This window comes from Blastopirellula marina, assembly GCF_002967715.1.
Taxonomy (GTDB): Bacteria; Planctomycetota; Planctomycetia; order Pirellulales; family Pirellulaceae; genus Bremerella; species Bremerella marina_B.
Genome location: NZ_PUIA01000037.1, coordinates 99,880 through 116,269 on the forward strand (window position 1 = coordinate 99,880; position 16,390 = coordinate 116,269).

A 16,390-nucleotide genomic window follows, 5' to 3' on the forward strand; every position below is an offset into this window, starting at 1 on the left:
CTGCCTAGGCGTCTTCCTCTTTCGAGTCATTTGCTGGTGCGCGGTAAATGAATGCCTCGCGAACCAATGCTCCTTTCGTTTTGCGAACCACGACGCGATTATTCTCGTCGCGGATCGTCATGCCGCTAAGGGGTGGATCGGTGAGATGTTCGAGAATCCAGTCGTTCAAGTTCAGAACCGGCTTTTCGCTGATGGGCTTGAGCGTCAGGCCGGTCACATGTTGCAGGTGGTGCAACGATGCAAATCCCCCGGCAATCCAGCCGTCGCCAGAGCGACGAACGTATGTGGGCAGTTGGTCGAACTCGTCGTGGATCTCGCCGATGATCTCTTCGATAATATCCTCGAGGGTCACCATGCCGATGATTTGATCATTCTCGCGCACCAGGGCGATATGCTGTCGTTCGCGCATCAACTGCTCGAGACACTCGGCAACCGAGGCGTTCGCGGCGAATGAAATGATCGGTCGGGTCAGGGTGCTCAGCTTCCGCTGCGAACCCTCATGAGTATTTTCGGCAATGATGTCTTTCAGATTAACGTACCCGGTAATTTGTTGTGCGCTGCCTGCTTGCTGTGTGACCGGGTACCGCGTGTGCATCGTCTGATGGGCTAACTGCAAAGCGTGTTCCATCGTTTCGTCTGCAGGCAACATGCCCATATACTGGGCCGGCAGCATAATATCGGATAACGGTGTGGCTGAAAGCCGAGACGCACTGACGATGATGCCTTCTTCACGGCGTCCGATCAGTTTGCTGATACGTGCCAAGGATGCTGCTCCGTGAAGTTCTTGAATGGCAGCTTCGGAAGTGTCGTCACCATCTGCTTGGCGTTTACCGAAGAGCGAGACGATGCCAGTTACCGACTTCTCGAAGAACCAAACGGCTGGCCAGACCGCGTACGAGAACCATTCCATCGGCGGTGAAAGCTTCAGGCAGATCCACTCCTTGTTCTTCAGTGCAAAGACTTTGGGAACCAGTTCCCCAAACAGGATGGTGATCATCGTTAACGGTGCGACCACCAAGGCAATGGCCAACAGTGCGGCAACTGTTTCCGAGAAGCCAGCTTCGATCAGCATCGGCTCGACTTTCTCGGCGGCCCCTGCCCCGCCGGTAGCCGCGGCAACAGCAGCAACCAACGTGATGCCTAACTGTACGACGGCCAGGCTGGCCTCCATGTTGTCTTTCATGCGCAGCGCGGAGGTCGCCCCATGCCGGTTTTCGTCTTTCAACGCATGCAGCCGACCAAGGCCAATCGATGCTAGGGCAATTTCATAAGCGGCGAAGACACTGTTGAACGCGATCATCAAAGCGATCACGAGCAATTCGAACGTTCCCATGGGTTCCTCCTTAAGAGAATCGCACCATGCGTTGGGTGAAAGAAATCAAATATTGTGGGCACTCGCTCTTGCCTTCTTGTTCCGTATTGAAAACCGCGGAATCTAACATGATTCTTGCCGGTAGGAATGCCAAAAGGACGTTCCACAACGAAGAGGTACGGGCGTTTACAGGTTCCGGATGGCAACGCCCAATCAGTAAGAATTCTAACAATGTAGGATAAAACGCTGCACAAGACCGTTTAAGGCGTCTAGTAGTGCACAAAAGATGTCCGATTTTGCATATAAAAATGCATTGTTTTTATATATATTAACCTTAGTAATGAGATGTTTGTCAGACGCAGCACCCCAAAGATTTGCGAGAAGGCGAGATCAGGCGTTTTCGCAGATTTCCAAACAAACCTAGCGACATTAGCATCACTTATCCTCATCTTATCCTTACCTCTCAACCCACTCACGTCTCCGCTCGCTGAGCGGGAATGATTTTCCATTCATTCTAACTGCATACTTTTCCACACTCTTCAGGAGGCATCGGATGTCTATCCGTATGAATTGTCGGCGCGGGTTCACTCTCGTCGAACTGCTGGTTGTCATTGCCATTATTGGAGTATTGATCGCTCTACTGTTGCCTGCGGTACAGCAGGCCCGCGAAGCGGCTCGTCGGATGCAGTGCAGCAACAATTTGAAACAGTTTGGTATCGCACTTCACAATTACCACGATACCTTTGGTAAGTTCCCGCCTGGTTATTTGCTCCAAGACCTCAATGGAAGCAATTTGGACTACAACGGCACAGGATCGTCGTGGGGTTGGGGTGCTCAGTTACTTCCTTTCATAGAACAAAACGCTCTTGCTGACTCTTTAGGCGTGGGATCCCAGTCGCTGACCAATGCGCTCAGCAACGCTACCTTAGTCACGTTGATGAAGCAGCCAGTTCAGGCATTTCTTTGTCCTTCCGATACGGCTCCCAATCCGAATACGGGGCATCAACTGAAAAAGTCTTCTGGCGACGAACCGGTTGCGACAAGTAACTATGTCGGAAACAACACGAGCCATAAGTGGCACTCCGGCGGCCGGCTTACCGGTTACGGGCCTGGCGAAGGAGGCGGTTGGTCGGGTCCTGGAGCGGCTAATGCGCCGACCGGAATCTTCTGGCGGAACTCGCGAATTGGCATGCGCGACATCACCGATGGTACCTCGAACACCATTGCGATCGGAGAACGCAGTTGGCGTCTGAATAATCCAGCAGGAACGCAGTTCGTCTGTGATGCAGCAATCGCCATCGGTACGGCCCACAACAACGAACAGTTGACGATTCGCCACGTACTGGCTGGCGGTGCAGTTCGCATCAATTTCACCAACAACGAGTGCAAATACGGTTTCTCCAGCCGTCACCCTGGCGGAGCGATGTTCGTGCTGTGCGATGGTTCGGTGCGTTTCATTCCCGAAACGATTGACCATACACCTACGGCATCGGGTTCCAGTGGTTCCTTCAACAACAGTACCTTTGAGAAGCTTCTATCACGCGACGATGGTCAGCCTATTGGGTCTTACTAATTCGCCCTCGTTCGGTTTCTCAGCAGATTGTCAACCCGCGCCCAGCCAGCCAGCCAGACATGGTCCTGCTGGCGGCGTGAGGTCGTCTTTGGTATTTCATCTTCAAGGAAATAGTAATGAAGTGCGCGCTAGGTGTGCCGCTACTCGCAATGCTTACCATGTTGCTCGGCTGTGGTGGCTACGATGGTCCCCCTGTGGGGAGCGTATCCGGAGTCGTAACGATCCAGGGAAAACCGGCTTCGGACGTGGTTGTCGAATTCACTCCGTTAGAAGGAGGGCGCGGCTCTACGGGAACAACCGACGACAGTGGACGGTACGAGCTTATTTACAGCTCAAACAAAATGGGAGCCCAAATCGGTAAACACTCTGTCACGATCAGCGGTAATCAGGTACTCGACGATAGCAATACCAACTTGATGAAACCCAAAACCTCGGTTCCCAAGGAAGTCGCCGAGACGAAACGTGAAGTCGAGGTCAACTCAGGCAGCAACACGATTGATCTTGAATATCCATAACATCGACTAGTGGCGCGTTCGACGCGACGCGAGACTTTTACCTGTCTTCGAACAACCAGCAAAGAAAATCATTGCTGGTTGTTTTTTTCTGAATCCGTGGATCTTTCGCGAACCTTGCAGGTAATTGCGTGTCTTCTCCTGGCGGTTGCCTGATCCCTGCTTTTCGCCATTTTTCTTACGGCATAGAAAGATACGGTGAAGGAAAAACCTAACTGTATTCCCACATCTTCAAGGTCACCCGATGCCTCCTACGATACGATGTCAGGACCTCGTTAAGACTTATCCTGGCAAGCCACCGGTGGAAGCTGTACGGGGGCTCGACTTGGAAGTCCACCCTGGCGAATGCTTCGGACTGCTTGGGCCCAATGGGGCCGGCAAGACAACCACAATCGAGATTCTTGAAGGACTATTAACCCCAACCAGTGGCGAGGTTGAAGTTCTGGGTCGGCGTTGGGGGGGAAGCGAGGAAGGAGAGATCCGCCAGCGGATTGGAATCTCGCTGCAAGAGACTCGCCTGAGCGATAAGCTGACCGTAAAAGAAACGATCGTGCTCTTTCGCAGCTTCTATAATCAAGGGATCGCTCCGGACGAGGCGTTGGGGCTGGTCTCGCTGAACGAGAAATCGAATGCCCGGATTAGTAGTCTTTCCGGGGGTCAGAAGCAGCGACTTGCGGTGGCTTGTGCGTTGGTGGGGGATCCGTTGCTCGTCTTTCTCGACGAGCCCACGACTGGGCTCGATCCCCAATCGCGACGGCAACTCTGGGACGTCGTTCGCGATTTGCGTGATGGGGGCCGTACGGTCATGCTCACCACGCACTACATGGACGAGGCCGAGCGGCTGTGCGATCGCGTGGCAGTCGTCGATCAGGGGAAAGTGATTGCCCTGGGGTCACCGCGCGATTTAATTACTCGCCTGGGAGGCGACCAGGTGATCGAGTTCCGGTTGAAAGAGAATGGCCCGCAGCTTACGGCGGAATCATTCGAGACGCTTCCTGGTGTGCAATCGACTTTCTTCGACGCGGGCACAATCGTGCTACATGTCGAAGAGATCCATGCCGCGCTGCCGGCGGTCATGGATAAACTTCGAGCAGATCAAGTCGAACTAGCCCAACTGACGACGCGTCAAGCAAGTCTGGAAGATGTCTTCGTCACGCTTACCGGACGTCACTTGCGGGATGGAGGAGAATAATCATGGCCTGGTCGATCCGCCCGATGACACAACTGGTTATTGCCCGACTGAAAGAGTTCTACCGCGAACCAGAAGCCGTTTTCTGGGTGTATGGCTTTCCGATCCTGATGACGGTCGCTTTGGGAGTCGCGTTTCGCGAACAGCCCGAGCAAACGTTTCGCATCGAGGTGATCGGCCCCAGCGCAGAAGTCGCGCGGACGGCACTCCAAGAGGATACGCGTTTTCACTTGGGCGATAGTGACGAAGCTGCCGCGAAAGAGCGTCTACGCACCGGTCGAACCGACCTGGTAGTCACGGCCGGCGGTACGAAGCAGTTCGACTACTTGTTTGTCCCCACGAGGCCAGAAAGCCAACTCGCGCGGAACGAAGTCGACCTGGTCCTGCAAAAGGCTTCAGGGCGAGTCGACTCGGCCGAGGTAACCTCCGTCGAACTTGACGTGCCTGGTGGTCGGTATATCGACTTCCTGGTACCAGGCCTGTTGGGCATGGGTTTGATGGGGGGCGGTTTGTGGGGGCTTGGCTTCGTGGTAGTGGATATGCGGCTGCGGAAACTGCTGAAGCGGTTTCTTGCCACTCCGATGCGCAAGACCGACTTCCTGGCGTCGCTCATGATCAGTCGCTTGATCTTCATGGTGCCAGAGGTCCTGCTCCTGCTTGTGTTTGCCTGGCTGGTGTTCGGAGTGCAGATCGCCGGGAATCCGCTGACCGTGGTGTTCTTTATTCTGCTGGGGGCCGTTAGTTTTGCCGGCCTGGGGCTGTTGATTGCCTGTCGAGCGAAAACCCTAGAGACGGTCTCTGGTTTGATGAACCTGGTGATGCTGCCGATGTGGGTCCTTTCGGGCATCTTCTTCAGCCGCGAACGCTTTCCGGAGTTCCTGCAACCGGCCATTCGGCTGTTACCTTTGACCGCGCTAAACGATGCCTTGCGAGGCGTGATGTTGGAAGGGACGGGGTTGTTTTCGTTAGCACACGAAACAATCGTGCTGGTTCTTTGGGGAGCCCTTTCGTTCGTGGTCGCGCTAAGATACTTCCGCTGGCATTAACAGTAAGTGGACGATTTGTGGCCTATTTCCCGAGGAAATCGCTGGTAAACGTTACGCGAGGGTGAATTTTCGAGTGTTTCGAACAAACGCGGTCAAACGTTACTTTTTCCCATTGACTCCACTTCTCGGGGGTCGATACATTCAGACTTGAATCTAAGCATGGCTGTCAGTCTGCCTGCAATGATCGACCTGTTAGATGTGTTTTCTGAGAGACGTAATGGCGGATAGGGCCTTTTTGCCCGAGTTCGTCCGTTTGTTCGGATGCCCTACTGGCATCGCTCGAACCACCTACTAGTTGACGATTTTGGCGACAGAAAGACGCGGTGGGCCCGACACCACTGCATAGATGATGTGAATGACGCACCAAGCCCATGGGCGAAGGTGCGACGCCTGATCGAGCGAATCGGTCACTACCGATTTTATGTCTTTCTTTTGCTAGTAGGTTTTAGATCCGTGAAGAAGAAATTGTACGTAGGGAATCTCCCTTACAGTTACACCGGTACTGACTTGGAAAACCTTTTCGGTGAGTACGGTCCCGTCGCTTACGTTAGCGTCATCTCCGATCGTGAAACGGGCCGTTCGCGCGGTTTCGGTTTCGTCGAAATGGACAACGACCAGGACGCAACGGCTGCTATCGATGCCCTGAACGGCTTCGACGTTGATGGCCGCAAGCTGGTTGTGAACGAAGCTCGCGAACGCGAAGGTCGTCCAGGTGGCGGCGGCGGTGGCGGCGGTGGCGGTCATCGTGGTGGCGGCGGCGGCGGTGGCCGTGGCGGCGATCGCGGTGGATACCGTGGCGGTCGCTAAGCTTTAAAAGCTTAACAGCACAAAACAACGAAGCGGCCCGAGAGAGTTTCTCTTGGGCTGCTTTTTTATTGGGAAGTGGGTAACTTAACCGGCACGTCGATTCGTGGGTCGGTCCATAGAATAGGTTTTCCTGGACCGTAATTACTTTTGATTATGAACGTCACGTGGGGGTAATCACGTCGCAGCGATGTGAGTTCATCGCCGGATACCAAAGTGTTGGATAACCAAATGGTCTGGATGGTTGGAAGTTCAGCGATCTGGCGAATGTGTCTTGCCTGGTAACCGAGGCCATTTACGGAGATCGATGTTACTTTAAGTGACTTTAGACGTACGATATGCTCAGCATGAAACGGTTCATGGGGATCGCCCTGCTCTTTGCGTAACATGTCCGCAATTCCAAGATCAGGAAGCCCAAGGTGCTTCAAGTTTTGATTGCGTTCCAGGATGGGAATCGCACCTAGTGGCAACCAGTGATTGATCGTGACCTCGTTCAGGTATGGACACTTCTCAAGTTGGGCGAACTCTTCTTGCCAGTTGTCACTAGGGTCAATCGTGACAGCATCGATATGAAACATACTGCGAAGGAAGAATTTGTTTCCTGCCAACTTTCGCAGCCAGACGGGGCCGTGATACGCGAAATCTCTTTCAATGCCATTCTCTTCTAATGAGAGAAGTAGGACGGGTGCTTCCAAACGCTGGACGTGAGCATGATAGGCAAAGGGCGCCAGGAAGAGAGCCAGTACCGCAGTGATCAAAAACGCATCGAATAGACGAAAACGCCACCTGCCATCCCCAGAGCGAATTCGCCACTCGATCACGGCACCGACGATTCCCAGAAAGAGCAAGCCGACGGCAAGATCTACCGCCAATGCCCACCCTCGAAAAATTCGCTTGTCTGCGAAGAATGGCCAGGTTTCCGCGTAGATCCAGCCAATTCCTTTATAGCTATCCGTAAGAAAGCCGTATTGCGGTGGTACTCCCTCGCGAATCACGCCGCGAGCCATGTAAGGTATGGGCCAACCGTGCTCATAAAGGTCTACGTCAAGGAAGAAAAAATCTGGAAAGCGGGGAGTGAGATCGGATGTCGATTTCCGAAGATCCTGAAGCGATTCCTGCCAGGCCGAGATTTCGTTCCCAGAATCCCAGACTTCCTCGCCCGGTACCATGATCAGAACCAAAGGCACTGCGGCCAGCAGCATTGTGCACCAGGTCGCCCCGTGCAGATGCTTGAGCAGCGAAAGTCGTTGCCAAAGATACTTCATCTTCTGCGTTTATCCTGGCGAAAGAAACATCCGGATATCAGGCAACTCATGGAAGTCGACTTGAGGGAACTCTTCCCGCAGCTCTTCGATCTGCTTCTCCGTGGCGCTGGTTGATTGGAACTGAATGTGACGTATCGTCGGCAATGCGGCAAGAAGAGCGAGGTGTTTCTTTTGTACAAAAACACCACTGACTGTGACCCGCTTAAGACGCAATGCTTTCAACTGCGAGAAATCATCCGGCTGCAAGGCTCGGTCTTTCGTCCCGGGAACCAACAGCGGCGTATCCAACTCATACATGCCAAGGTGAATCTCTTCCAACCGCGGGCAATCTTGAAGCAGTGGGATGGCATCGACGGGCAACCCAAAACGCGTGGTGAGAGTCTTTAGATAAGGGTATTCTCGGAGGCGGTTGAAGTTGTCGCGCCAGCCATCATCCACGGTGACAGTGGCCCTATCGACATGGTGTAACAGCGGGAGGAAATACTGGTTGCCAGTGAGTTTTCTCAGCCAGTTTGGGCCCTGGTAACTTTGACCATACGTGATGCCGCCATCTGGCGATCGGAACGCCGGGGCCGCGATTGGCTTTCCATCGAACGCTTCTCGTAGGCGAAGTGTGTCGTGATAGAGAAAGGTTCCCAGTCCAATTCCGATCAGAGTCACGATCGCCAGCATATCTGTCAGTTTAAATCGCAACAGCCCGCCGTTGCTCTCGATGCGCCATTGCACAAGGCCTCCCGCCGTTATCAGGACAAGGGTTGCTACCAGCACATCAAGCAGAAGTGACCAGGGCCGCAGCAGCCAGCCGTCGGTCGACAGCGGCCAATTATCGTAGTTGCTCCACGATACATTGTGATGAAGCGAACCGCCCCACGAAGCGAAGGAACTCTTCTTGCCGAGCCAAGGCTTACTCTTCGAACGCCGATAATCATAAACGAGAGCCCGCACAAGAAACGGACGAGGCCAACCATGGGAAAACGCGGCCGTATGCGTATACATATAAAAGCCGGGAGAATCGGGCTCCTTCTCCGCTGCTCTCTGCCGTTTGGCCCTCGCATCGATACAAAGCTGGTAACACGTCTGCTCCCAGTCGGTTACCGGAAAAATAGAACCCTCGGCTTGGTACTCCCCAGGGACAACGATCAAAAGTAAAGCCAGCAGCGTGAATGATAGGACCGTCCAGGTTGCCCAGTGCAATCGCTTGAGCATCGCCAGGGTGGTCATCATGCGCCGCATGTTGTGTTAAGCCTCAACGGTTAGTAACCACGTTGCAAAGTTCTCGAACTTCTTCAGTGTGTTGCCGTTTTGATGATGCGTATTGTTCCCCTTCGAGAGCCACGAGAAGCCGGGGCCGATCAGCGCTTCGGGGCTACGCATATGCAGGGCGATGCACAGCGCACGGAAGTTCATTTCGCGGTTGGTGTGCATCTTCAGCCCGGTCGATGTGTACCGAAACAGACTGCGATCGATTCGCATCCGTAGGACCGGATCCGAGCAGACGATCTCTAGGAAGACACTTACTTCGAAGTGGGCCTTGCGTTCCGGCTTCTTGCTGTGCCCTTCGCGGTTCCCTTCGATGACCGAAACGATCTCGACCTTCTCTTCCACTTCCTGCACGATGTCCAACAAGCGAATGTGCTGCCATGGGATGTGCCCTTCCCAATCGACCGACCGAAAGACAAGGTGCTCTTCCGTAAACGCCATGCCGCGGATCGTTACCCGCGGTATGGCTGGGACAAGGATTAAATGGTCGTCGTGAACGACGCGGCACGGCATGCCAGCCAGGATGAGTGCCTTGGATATATCGCGAGCCGCATCGTACTCGACATGATTGGCCAGAATGCCGGGACTGTTGTGCAGCGCTTGCAGCATTTCTGCTTTAGCCAGGCCAAGGTACGGCCCCATGATCTCGGAAGCTTTATCGAGATCCAAGCGGCAATCGGCTTCGCGCAAAATCGCATACGTGTCCGGCATGTTCTTCCCTGGGAGAGAGACTCTGTGCACTTCGTTGTACCAAGGGCCTCCCAAACGGGCAAAGCTTTCTCCGGTATGTAGAAATCGATAGGGACCAGGAACTAGAATAAAGATACTATCCCCTTCTGTTTACGAGGTTTTCCTATGAAACTGTCACGCGTCTTTTGTCTCTCTTTGCTCCTCCTTTTCCCGCTAACTGTTGGCCTGCAAGCTGCCGATGAAAAGCCGGCCACGCAGTCGGAAGAGACTTTCGAGCTTCCCGATGGGAAGGAAATGGATTTCCTGCTGTACCTGCCCAAGGGTTATGAACAACAGCAGAAGTGGCCGCTTGTTCTGTTTCTGCATGGTGCCGGCGAACGAGGGGACGATTTATCTCTCGTCAAGAAGCATGGCCCACCGAAGCTGATCGAGAACGGGAAGGATTTTCCCTTCATCGTTGTCTCGCCTCAGTGCCCTAAGGGAACATGGTGGGTGACTGAAGACGTGGTCGCCCTGATGAAGCACATCATGCAAATCCACAACGTCGACAAGAACCGTGTGTACATTACCGGTCTGAGCATGGGTGGCCGTGGAACCTGGCAAGTCGCCGGAGCGATGGCCGACGAAGTCGCCGCAATCGCACCGATCTGTGGGCCATCCGATGTCACGGTGGTCGAGAAGATCGCTCACCTGCCGATCTGGGTGTTTCATGGCGGCAAAGACTCGGCTGTGAATATCTCGAACTCGGAAGAGATGGTTAAGCTACTGAAGGAGAAGGGAAACGAAGCCAAGTTCACCATCTATCCGGAAGCCGGCCACGATAGCTGGACGGAAACTTACGACAACGAAGAGCTATACAAATGGCTGTTGTCGCACGAGCTAAAGACTGACAAAGAGTAGTCCCTCGCTGTCGATCAGAACGACCGAAGCGCTATTCAAAGTGCTTCGGTCGTTTTTCTTTACGAGGAAGTATTTCTCGCGAACGCCGCATTCGGACCACCGACGACCATCCTGGCACCTGGGACGATGCGAAACTTCAGGGTAGCGAAGGTTGCCTTCTCTCCATCCAGGCTACAAGGAATTTCAGGCGATGCCTCGAATTCCACTTCTTCTGCGTTGTAGGTAACAATCCGTTGTTCAGCGTCCTCGTTGGTCAGAACGAAATTAATGCCCGACTCGAACATCTCGATAGTGGACAGAGCGGGTAATACCGTCACGTGGATTTTGCCGTCGTTGAGTTGGGCATTCGGAGCGATGACGAAGCCACCACCAGCACAACGTCCATTGGCCACACAAAAAGCGTAGGCCTCTTCTTCAATCACATGTTGCTGGTCGAGTGTCAGGCGAATGCGAAAGACCGGCGGATCAGAAAGTACCGAGAACGCCGACATCCAGTAGGCGAGTGCTCCGTATGTTTCTTTCATCTCGGTTTGAATTTCTTCGGCGACAACACCGCCGATACCGGCGGTGACTGCATTCATCAGAAGCCTGGGCTCGTCGATGGACGTTTCGAGGATGTCCATCGCTTTTGCCTGGCCGCTGACTGCCAGATTCCATGCGGCTTCGATATTACCTAGGGGAATATCGAGCGATCTTGCCAGATCGTTGCCGGTTCCGGTCGGAACAATGCCGAACTGAAGATCACTCGGCCGAGAAAGAATGCTCAATGAGCGTGAGATAGTACCATCGCCACCAACAAGAATGACTCTCTCAGGCCTTTCCCTTTCGACGATCTCGATCAACTCCTCGTCGGTTTGGAGTTGATCGATCGCAATCCAACAAAACCCATCGCGCTCTGCAAGTTGTTTCACTTGAGGGCCGATCGCTTGGGCTCTGCCCGCCCGACCGTTGAAGAGCGTACAGATTTTCATGCAGTCCTTTGCCTCCTGTCGACTATTCGTCCAGCAGCATGATTTCCACTTTGCGGAACTGACATGGATGGCTTTCCGATTGCAGCGAAATCGTTCCGCCGGTAAGCATGACATCGCCGCCATTCTTTTCGATCAACATCTTTGTGTGATCTGGTTCGGAAATGGAACCGTTGGTCGGATCGAGTTGCGACTTTTCATATTCCAACACAACTTTGCCGTCCATGATGTGCTTGATCGTTCCGTTGCCGTGAACTTCGATCTCGCAGGTCACCCACTCATCGCCACGGTAAGTTTCCGACGAGCTGTTAATGCAGTGAGGCTTGAACAACTTGCCGTCCATCACCACGTGGGTGCCCGGGGTGCACAGGTTCGCGGTGGGGCGACTGCCCATTTCCCTGCCGCCCAGCAGTTGCACTTCGATGGATGCGGGGAAGTTTTGATCTTTGCCCATCTCCTGCGGCGATTCTCCATGAATCATCACGCCGCTGTTGCGGAATGCCCAGCCTGGACCACCTTTGCACTGGTCGCCAATGAAACGGTATTCCACCCGCAGGCGATAGTTGCTGAACGGCTTTTCGTAGAACAGGTGGCCGAACGTTTCGTTGAAGCCATCTGGGTAGCCATCGGCATACGAAACGGTCAGCAGACCATCTTCCACGCGAAACGTGTTGCCAGGGTTTTCGCCGGCTTCGTGATAACGAACTTTAGGAATCCAACCGGTCAGGTCCTTCCCGTTGAACAGCTGAATCCATTCTCCTTTAGGTTCGTCCGTCTTCTTGTCTTCCGCTTGAAGCGAGACGACACATGTGAGAACCAACAACAACGAAAGAGACAGACTGCGGTGCATAGTCATGGGGGACCTCATTGGTAAAGTCGGACCGCCGGCAGGCGGAGTGAATTTCAGGGAACAATCGACTTGAGGGGTCGACCGAGATTCCCCTCAGTTTAATCCACGCCCAGTCGCGTCTAAAGTCGCCGCCAGCAATCCCCACAAAAAACTACCCACCAATAAATGGTGGGTAGTTTTGGAATTTTATGCTGGCACTTGGACTAGTAGCCGATGATCGGCATTCCAACCGTCCGTGGGACGGGTGCTGGCGTGCTGTACCAGTACGTCTTGGGGTAGTAGTTCACCGTCGTTGGGACTGCGGAATAGGTCGTCGCGGGAACCACTTGCGAGGTTGGTGCGTAGTAGGTGGTTGTCGCCGGAGGCGAGTAGTAGGCCGTGGTGACTTCCGGCGTGTAATACGACGTGGTCGGAGTATAGTACGAGGTCGTTGGTGCGAAAGAACTCGTTGTGGGTGCGTAATAGCTAGTGGTCGGCGTGTAGTACGTCGTAGTAGGAGCGTAGTTCGTCGTGACTACAGGGCGGTTTACAACAGTCGTTGCCGCACCTGGGACAACCACCGGTTGGAGATCTGAACGCAAACCAAACAGTCCTCGACGAACTGGAATGTAGCCGACCGCCGTCGGTGGGGCTACGGTCGTGTAGACTTGCGCCTCAACCGTTTTAACAGCAAATAGTGGTGCCATCGCAACGGCACCGACAATCAACAATTGTTTGAACATGTCGATCCCCCTTGGGTATGGATAAGTTGTTTTTGTTTTCGTGGCAAAGAACAAGGCATCAAGCATTGTTCCCTGACTAATGGAAGAGACAAGGCAAACCCAGTGCCAATATCTCGACAGATAAGGATTCTGCACCAGTGTAGGACACGGTTGGTCGCATACCCGTCAGGTTGATCGCTGGAATTCAATGGTTTGCAATCCAAGGACAAATTTTCCTCGATATCAGATCAGATTGAAACAATTGTTATCAAAATGATCGCAAATCTTCCTATGACGCTCTTCGGAATTGCCGGAGGAATCGTCATAACTTATCGCTGGATATGATCTTTAGGGGAACCAGGTCGGATTGCGTTCTATTGGCATGCTCCCTGCACTTGTGATGAGTACACACAGTTACGCAATTTGTCCGACGACCGGAACCCAATGCCATGACGTCCTTGGCATTGGAGCATCCCCCCTGCTGAATCAGCAAAGCGAAAACGCACGCTTCGCTTCGTTGGAGTCTGGTCGAGGTCGAGAATAACCCCAAGGAGTTCTATTATGTTTACGCGCTCCGTCTGGCTGGCAGGTCTGTTGATCTGCTTGATCGGACTCCCCAGCTTGGGACAGGCTCAGGATAAGGGTCGAGGCAACTCGCGCGGATCTGACAAGGGTAAAAGCGCCCAGAGCAATCGATCGCGTCCTACCCCTAGTGTGAATCGCAGTCGCACCCCGTCCGCACAGCCTTCCTCACGAAGCCGTGGTCCATCCCCCAGCAGCCCTAGTGTTCAAAAACCAACGCGAACAGCTCCTACGCCGTCCTCGTCGCGTAGTACCCCTTCGATTCTCAATCGATCTCCCCAACCCAGTTCGTCCCCTATCCGCTCGCCAAGTCGAGAATCGAATAATTCGCCATCGACGCGCGATCGCGGGTCATCTTCGCTCGATTCATTGCGCAACCGATTACAATCGTCGCAGCAGCCTGGTGTCGAACGATCGCGTCCGACTCTATCGCCAAGCCCATCGAATAACGCCAATCGACCCGATTTCAACCGAGATCGTGGCAGTAGTACGCGTCCAGATAGCTCGCAGCCTGGCCGTGATATCCGTGATATGTTCAATCGGGCAAATCGTCCAAGCGTAGACCAGGAGCGTAGCCCCTCGACGACGCCTAATGCTCCGCGCCCAGGCTCGAATCGTCCAGACGCTTCGCAGCCAAGTCGTGACCTTCGAGATATGTTCAACCGCACCAATCGGCCCGATCTCGATCGCGAAAATCGATCTACGCCCCCTTCGGGTAATCGTGGCCCCAACACTAGTCCCAATCGTACGCCAGGATCCGATATCCGCGATCGTTTTCGACCCGGTGATTCCAGCGACATTCGCGATCGTTTGCGAGAACTGAACCGCGGCGATGCGAACACGCGACCTACGTTGCCGGATCGTGGTAACCAAGATCGATCCAATTCAGCCGATCGCGACGGGCGACCCAACATCGATCGAGGCTCGCTCCCTTGGAACCGTCCCGATTCCAACCGACCGGATGGAGATCGCCACGATGCCAACCTACCTGGGCCCGGTCCAGGCGACCGTGATCAGGCAGATCGTAATCGTCCTGGTCGTGGTTCCAATACAGGGGACGATCAGGGGCCAAATCGCCCCAGTCGAGATATCGCCAACCGCGACTCGAACCGTCGTGACGTCCGACCTGATTTCGATTGGCAAGATCGAGCCAACCGCGATCCTAACTTCCGAAAGCAATTGGAAGACGTTCGTCGCCGAGGTTCGCTCGATGACGGCGCGATTCGCGATCGACTAGCCAATGTCGAAGACCGTTTCCGTGACGGTAACCGAGGTGATCGGGATGGAAATCGAGATGGTCGCCGTGGTGACTGGGATAGAGATCGCGACTGGGACGGCCGCTGGGATGATCGCCATCGACGTCACGTACCTGACGATTGGTATCGTCACGCGTACAACGCACGTTATCACCATCACGGTCGATTCGACTACGGTTGGAACACCCGCTGGTACCCCAACAACCGGTACCTCAGCGGTTGGTACTTCCACACCTATCGTCCACGACCTGGCTACTGGTGGACGTGGTGTTCGCCATATCGACTGAGCAACTGGTATTTCTGGGGTAGCTATCCTTCGTATCCGGTTTACTATGACTATGGATCGACGATCGTCTACGACACGCAGTACATCTACGTGGAAAATGAGCCGATCGCCACGCGAGAACAATACGCCCTGGAAGCAATTGCTCTGGCGAATGAGGGCCGCAAGATTCTGCAGAGTCGTCCTCCAGTTCAAGGGAATGGGAACCCAGACGATTGGCTGCCGCTGGGAGTCTTCGTCTTGACCGATACCCAATCAGGCGAAGGCGACATCTATCTGCAGATGGCAGTCGATAAGCAGGGCCTTTTGGCAGGTACCTACTACAATGCTTCAACCGGGACCTCACTTCCCGTTTGGGGTAAGGTAGATCCGCAATCGCAACGCGCCGCATGGCTGATCGGAGAGAGCTCCAGCACTGTGATGGAAACTGGGATTTATAACCTGTCCCAGGAAGCCGCTTCGGTTCTCGTTCATTACGGAACCCAGCGCGACGAAACTTGGATGTTGGTACGCCTGCCTGAAGATGAAGTAACCAACCCTGGAAGCTAACACCAAGGTTTCATCGTCACCCGAAAGCTCTTGATGCCGATGCTTCAGGAGCTTTTTTTGTACTTTTGACGGGCATTTCTCGACCGCTGCAGCATTCTGGCGGGGGGAAAGTTTGGAGAAAAAGGGCGGACTCCCGCATTTTTTCCTTAGAAGCGCAAGAAAGATTCTGCGAGAATTAACAAGATAAGACGTGGTTTCATCCGTCATCTTTTATCCTATCTTTGCGTTTGCATTAGCGGTGCGGCTATGTCCACTAAAGCAACCTGACAAGCGTTTCGCGAAAAAATTCGACCCAGAAAGAGTAACTTACCGTACGAAGTGGAAACACGACCTATATTTACGATGGGTCAGAAAACTCCAGTGGGAAGACCTTTGAAAATTGCGGTCGAAGCGCAGCCAATCATGGAAGCTGCCTGTTTTGTGTAGTCTTGCTAGTCAAAACACGAATACGGTGGCTTTTATTTGAGGTGCTTCGATTGGAATCCGATGAAGGTACTGGAAGTAGAATCTGATTCAACATTCGTTAAGGTTTTAGTGACACTGGCAGGTAGTCGCCGCGATTTTAAAATCGCCGTTTCGGCCTTTCCAGTTCACTGCTATTAACGTTCCATAGAAGTTCCCACCAAGATTCTCGCTGGAAATTGTCGCGC

14 protein-coding genes are annotated in these 16,390 nt (G+C 53.7%); 7 read left to right on the forward strand and 7 right to left on the reverse strand.

Annotated features, from left to right (window positions below; translation table 11 throughout):
- Nucleotides 1-4: 4 nt before the first annotated feature.
- Complete coding sequence (locus tag C5Y96_RS12250; RefSeq protein WP_105353608.1) at nucleotides 5-1,333, reverse strand: hemolysin family protein; 1,329 nt, start codon at nucleotides 1,331-1,333, stop codon at nucleotides 5-7.
- Nucleotides 1,334-1,865: 532 nt separating this feature from the next.
- Between C5Y96_RS12250 and C5Y96_RS12255 the strand changes: the two genes are divergently transcribed.
- The 5 genes from C5Y96_RS12255 (at nucleotide 1,866) to C5Y96_RS27990 (ending at nucleotide 6,439) form a co-directional block, all read left to right on the forward strand.
- Nucleotides 1,866-2,885, forward strand: a complete 1,020-nt coding sequence (locus C5Y96_RS12255) for a DUF1559 domain-containing protein (RefSeq protein ID WP_315850648.1) — start codon at nucleotides 1,866-1,868, stop codon at nucleotides 2,883-2,885.
- Between the two features lie 116 nt (nucleotides 2,886-3,001).
- Complete coding sequence (locus C5Y96_RS12260) at nucleotides 3,002-3,400, forward strand: carboxypeptidase-like regulatory domain-containing protein (RefSeq protein WP_105353609.1); 399 nt, start codon at nucleotides 3,002-3,004, stop codon at nucleotides 3,398-3,400.
- 241 nt (nucleotides 3,401-3,641) lie between these two features.
- Nucleotides 3,642-4,589: an ABC transporter ATP-binding protein gene (locus C5Y96_RS12265; RefSeq protein WP_105353610.1), complete on the forward strand. Its 948-nt coding sequence runs from the start codon at nucleotides 3,642-3,644 to the stop codon at nucleotides 4,587-4,589.
- A gap of 2 nt (nucleotides 4,590-4,591) precedes the next feature.
- Nucleotides 4,592-5,632: an ABC transporter permease gene (locus C5Y96_RS12270; RefSeq protein ID WP_199188689.1), complete on the forward strand. Its 1,041-nt coding sequence runs from the start codon at nucleotides 4,592-4,594 to the stop codon at nucleotides 5,630-5,632.
- Between the two features lie 453 nt (nucleotides 5,633-6,085).
- The gene (locus C5Y96_RS27990) at nucleotides 6,086-6,439 is read left to right on the forward strand and encodes an RNA recognition motif domain-containing protein (protein WP_105354293.1); all 354 of its coding nucleotides are present in this window, start codon (nucleotides 6,086-6,088) and stop codon (nucleotides 6,437-6,439) included.
- A 65-nt stretch (nucleotides 6,440-6,504) separates the two neighbouring features.
- Here C5Y96_RS27990 and C5Y96_RS12280 read toward each other — a convergent pair whose 3' ends face one another.
- From C5Y96_RS12280 to C5Y96_RS12290, 3 genes are all read right to left on the reverse strand, one after another.
- The gene (locus tag C5Y96_RS12280; protein ID WP_146115637.1) at nucleotides 6,505-7,638 is read right to left on the reverse strand and encodes a hypothetical protein; all 1,134 of its coding nucleotides are present in this window, start codon (nucleotides 7,636-7,638) and stop codon (nucleotides 6,505-6,507) included.
- A 72-nt stretch (nucleotides 7,639-7,710) separates the two neighbouring features.
- A complete protein-coding gene (locus C5Y96_RS12285) occupies nucleotides 7,711-8,925 on the reverse strand; it encodes a hypothetical protein (RefSeq protein ID WP_146115638.1) in 1,215 nt (404 codons plus the stop codon).
- 15 nt (nucleotides 8,926-8,940) lie between these two features.
- Complete coding sequence (locus C5Y96_RS12290; protein WP_105353618.1) at nucleotides 8,941-9,672, reverse strand: hypothetical protein; 732 nt, start codon at nucleotides 9,670-9,672, stop codon at nucleotides 8,941-8,943.
- A 144-nt stretch (nucleotides 9,673-9,816) separates the two neighbouring features.
- Between C5Y96_RS12290 and C5Y96_RS12295 the strand changes: the two genes are divergently transcribed.
- Complete coding sequence (locus C5Y96_RS12295; RefSeq protein ID WP_199188690.1) at nucleotides 9,817-10,551, forward strand: dienelactone hydrolase family protein; 735 nt, start codon at nucleotides 9,817-9,819, stop codon at nucleotides 10,549-10,551.
- A 59-nt stretch (nucleotides 10,552-10,610) separates the two neighbouring features.
- Here the strand turns inward: C5Y96_RS12295 and C5Y96_RS12300 are convergent, their stop codons facing one another.
- The 3 genes from C5Y96_RS12300 to C5Y96_RS12310 form a co-directional block, all read right to left on the reverse strand.
- Entirely contained in the window at nucleotides 10,611-11,522 is a 912-nt protein-coding gene (locus tag C5Y96_RS12300; RefSeq protein WP_158261205.1) for a diacylglycerol/lipid kinase family protein, read from the reverse strand.
- 22 nt (nucleotides 11,523-11,544) lie between these two features.
- A complete protein-coding gene (locus C5Y96_RS12305) occupies nucleotides 11,545-12,375 on the reverse strand; it encodes a DUF1080 domain-containing protein (protein WP_233198934.1) in 831 nt (276 codons plus the stop codon).
- A gap of 197 nt (nucleotides 12,376-12,572) precedes the next feature.
- A complete protein-coding gene (locus tag C5Y96_RS12310) occupies nucleotides 12,573-13,091 on the reverse strand; it encodes a hypothetical protein (protein WP_146115639.1) in 519 nt (172 codons plus the stop codon).
- Between the two features lie 540 nt (nucleotides 13,092-13,631).
- Here C5Y96_RS12310 and C5Y96_RS12315 point away from each other — a divergent pair.
- On the forward strand, nucleotides 13,632-15,740 hold the full coding sequence (locus C5Y96_RS12315; protein WP_146115640.1) for a hypothetical protein: 2,109 nt from the start codon (nucleotides 13,632-13,634) through the stop codon (nucleotides 15,738-15,740).
- Nucleotides 15,741-16,390 lie beyond the last annotated feature (650 nt).

Bases quoted from the DNA above. Each gene is read 5' to 3' on its own strand.
- C5Y96_RS12250 (WP_105353608.1), bottom strand. From the start codon at position 1,333: ATGGGAACGTTCGAATTGCTCGTGATCGCTTTGATGATCGCGTTCAAC.
- C5Y96_RS12255 (WP_315850648.1), top strand. From the start codon at position 1,866: ATGTCTATCCGTATGAATTGTCGGCGCGGGTTCACTCTCGTCGAACTG.
- C5Y96_RS12260 (WP_105353609.1), top strand. From the start codon at position 3,002: ATGAAGTGCGCGCTAGGTGTGCCGCTACTCGCAATGCTTACCATGTTG.
- C5Y96_RS12265 (WP_105353610.1), top strand. From the start codon at position 3,642: ATGCCTCCTACGATACGATGTCAGGACCTCGTTAAGACTTATCCTGGC.
- C5Y96_RS12270 (WP_199188689.1), top strand. From the start codon at position 4,592: ATGGCCTGGTCGATCCGCCCGATGACACAACTGGTTATTGCCCGACTG.
- C5Y96_RS12280 (WP_146115637.1), bottom strand. From the start codon at position 7,638: ATGCTGCTGGCCGCAGTGCCTTTGGTTCTGATCATGGTACCGGGCGAG.
- C5Y96_RS12285 (WP_146115638.1), bottom strand. From the start codon at position 8,925: ATGATGACCACCCTGGCGATGCTCAAGCGATTGCACTGGGCAACCTGG.
- C5Y96_RS12290 (WP_105353618.1), bottom strand. From the start codon at position 9,672: ATGCCGGACACGTATGCGATTTTGCGCGAAGCCGATTGCCGCTTGGAT.
- C5Y96_RS12295 (WP_199188690.1), top strand. From the start codon at position 9,817: ATGAAACTGTCACGCGTCTTTTGTCTCTCTTTGCTCCTCCTTTTCCCG.
- C5Y96_RS12300 (WP_158261205.1), bottom strand. From the start codon at position 11,522: ATGAAAATCTGTACGCTCTTCAACGGTCGGGCGGGCAGAGCCCAAGCG.
- C5Y96_RS12305 (WP_233198934.1), bottom strand. From the start codon at position 12,375: ATGACTATGCACCGCAGTCTGTCTCTTTCGTTGTTGTTGGTTCTCACA.
- C5Y96_RS12310 (WP_146115639.1), bottom strand. From the start codon at position 13,091: ATGTTCAAACAATTGTTGATTGTCGGTGCCGTTGCGATGGCACCACTA.
- C5Y96_RS12315 (WP_146115640.1), top strand. From the start codon at position 13,632: ATGTTTACGCGCTCCGTCTGGCTGGCAGGTCTGTTGATCTGCTTGATC.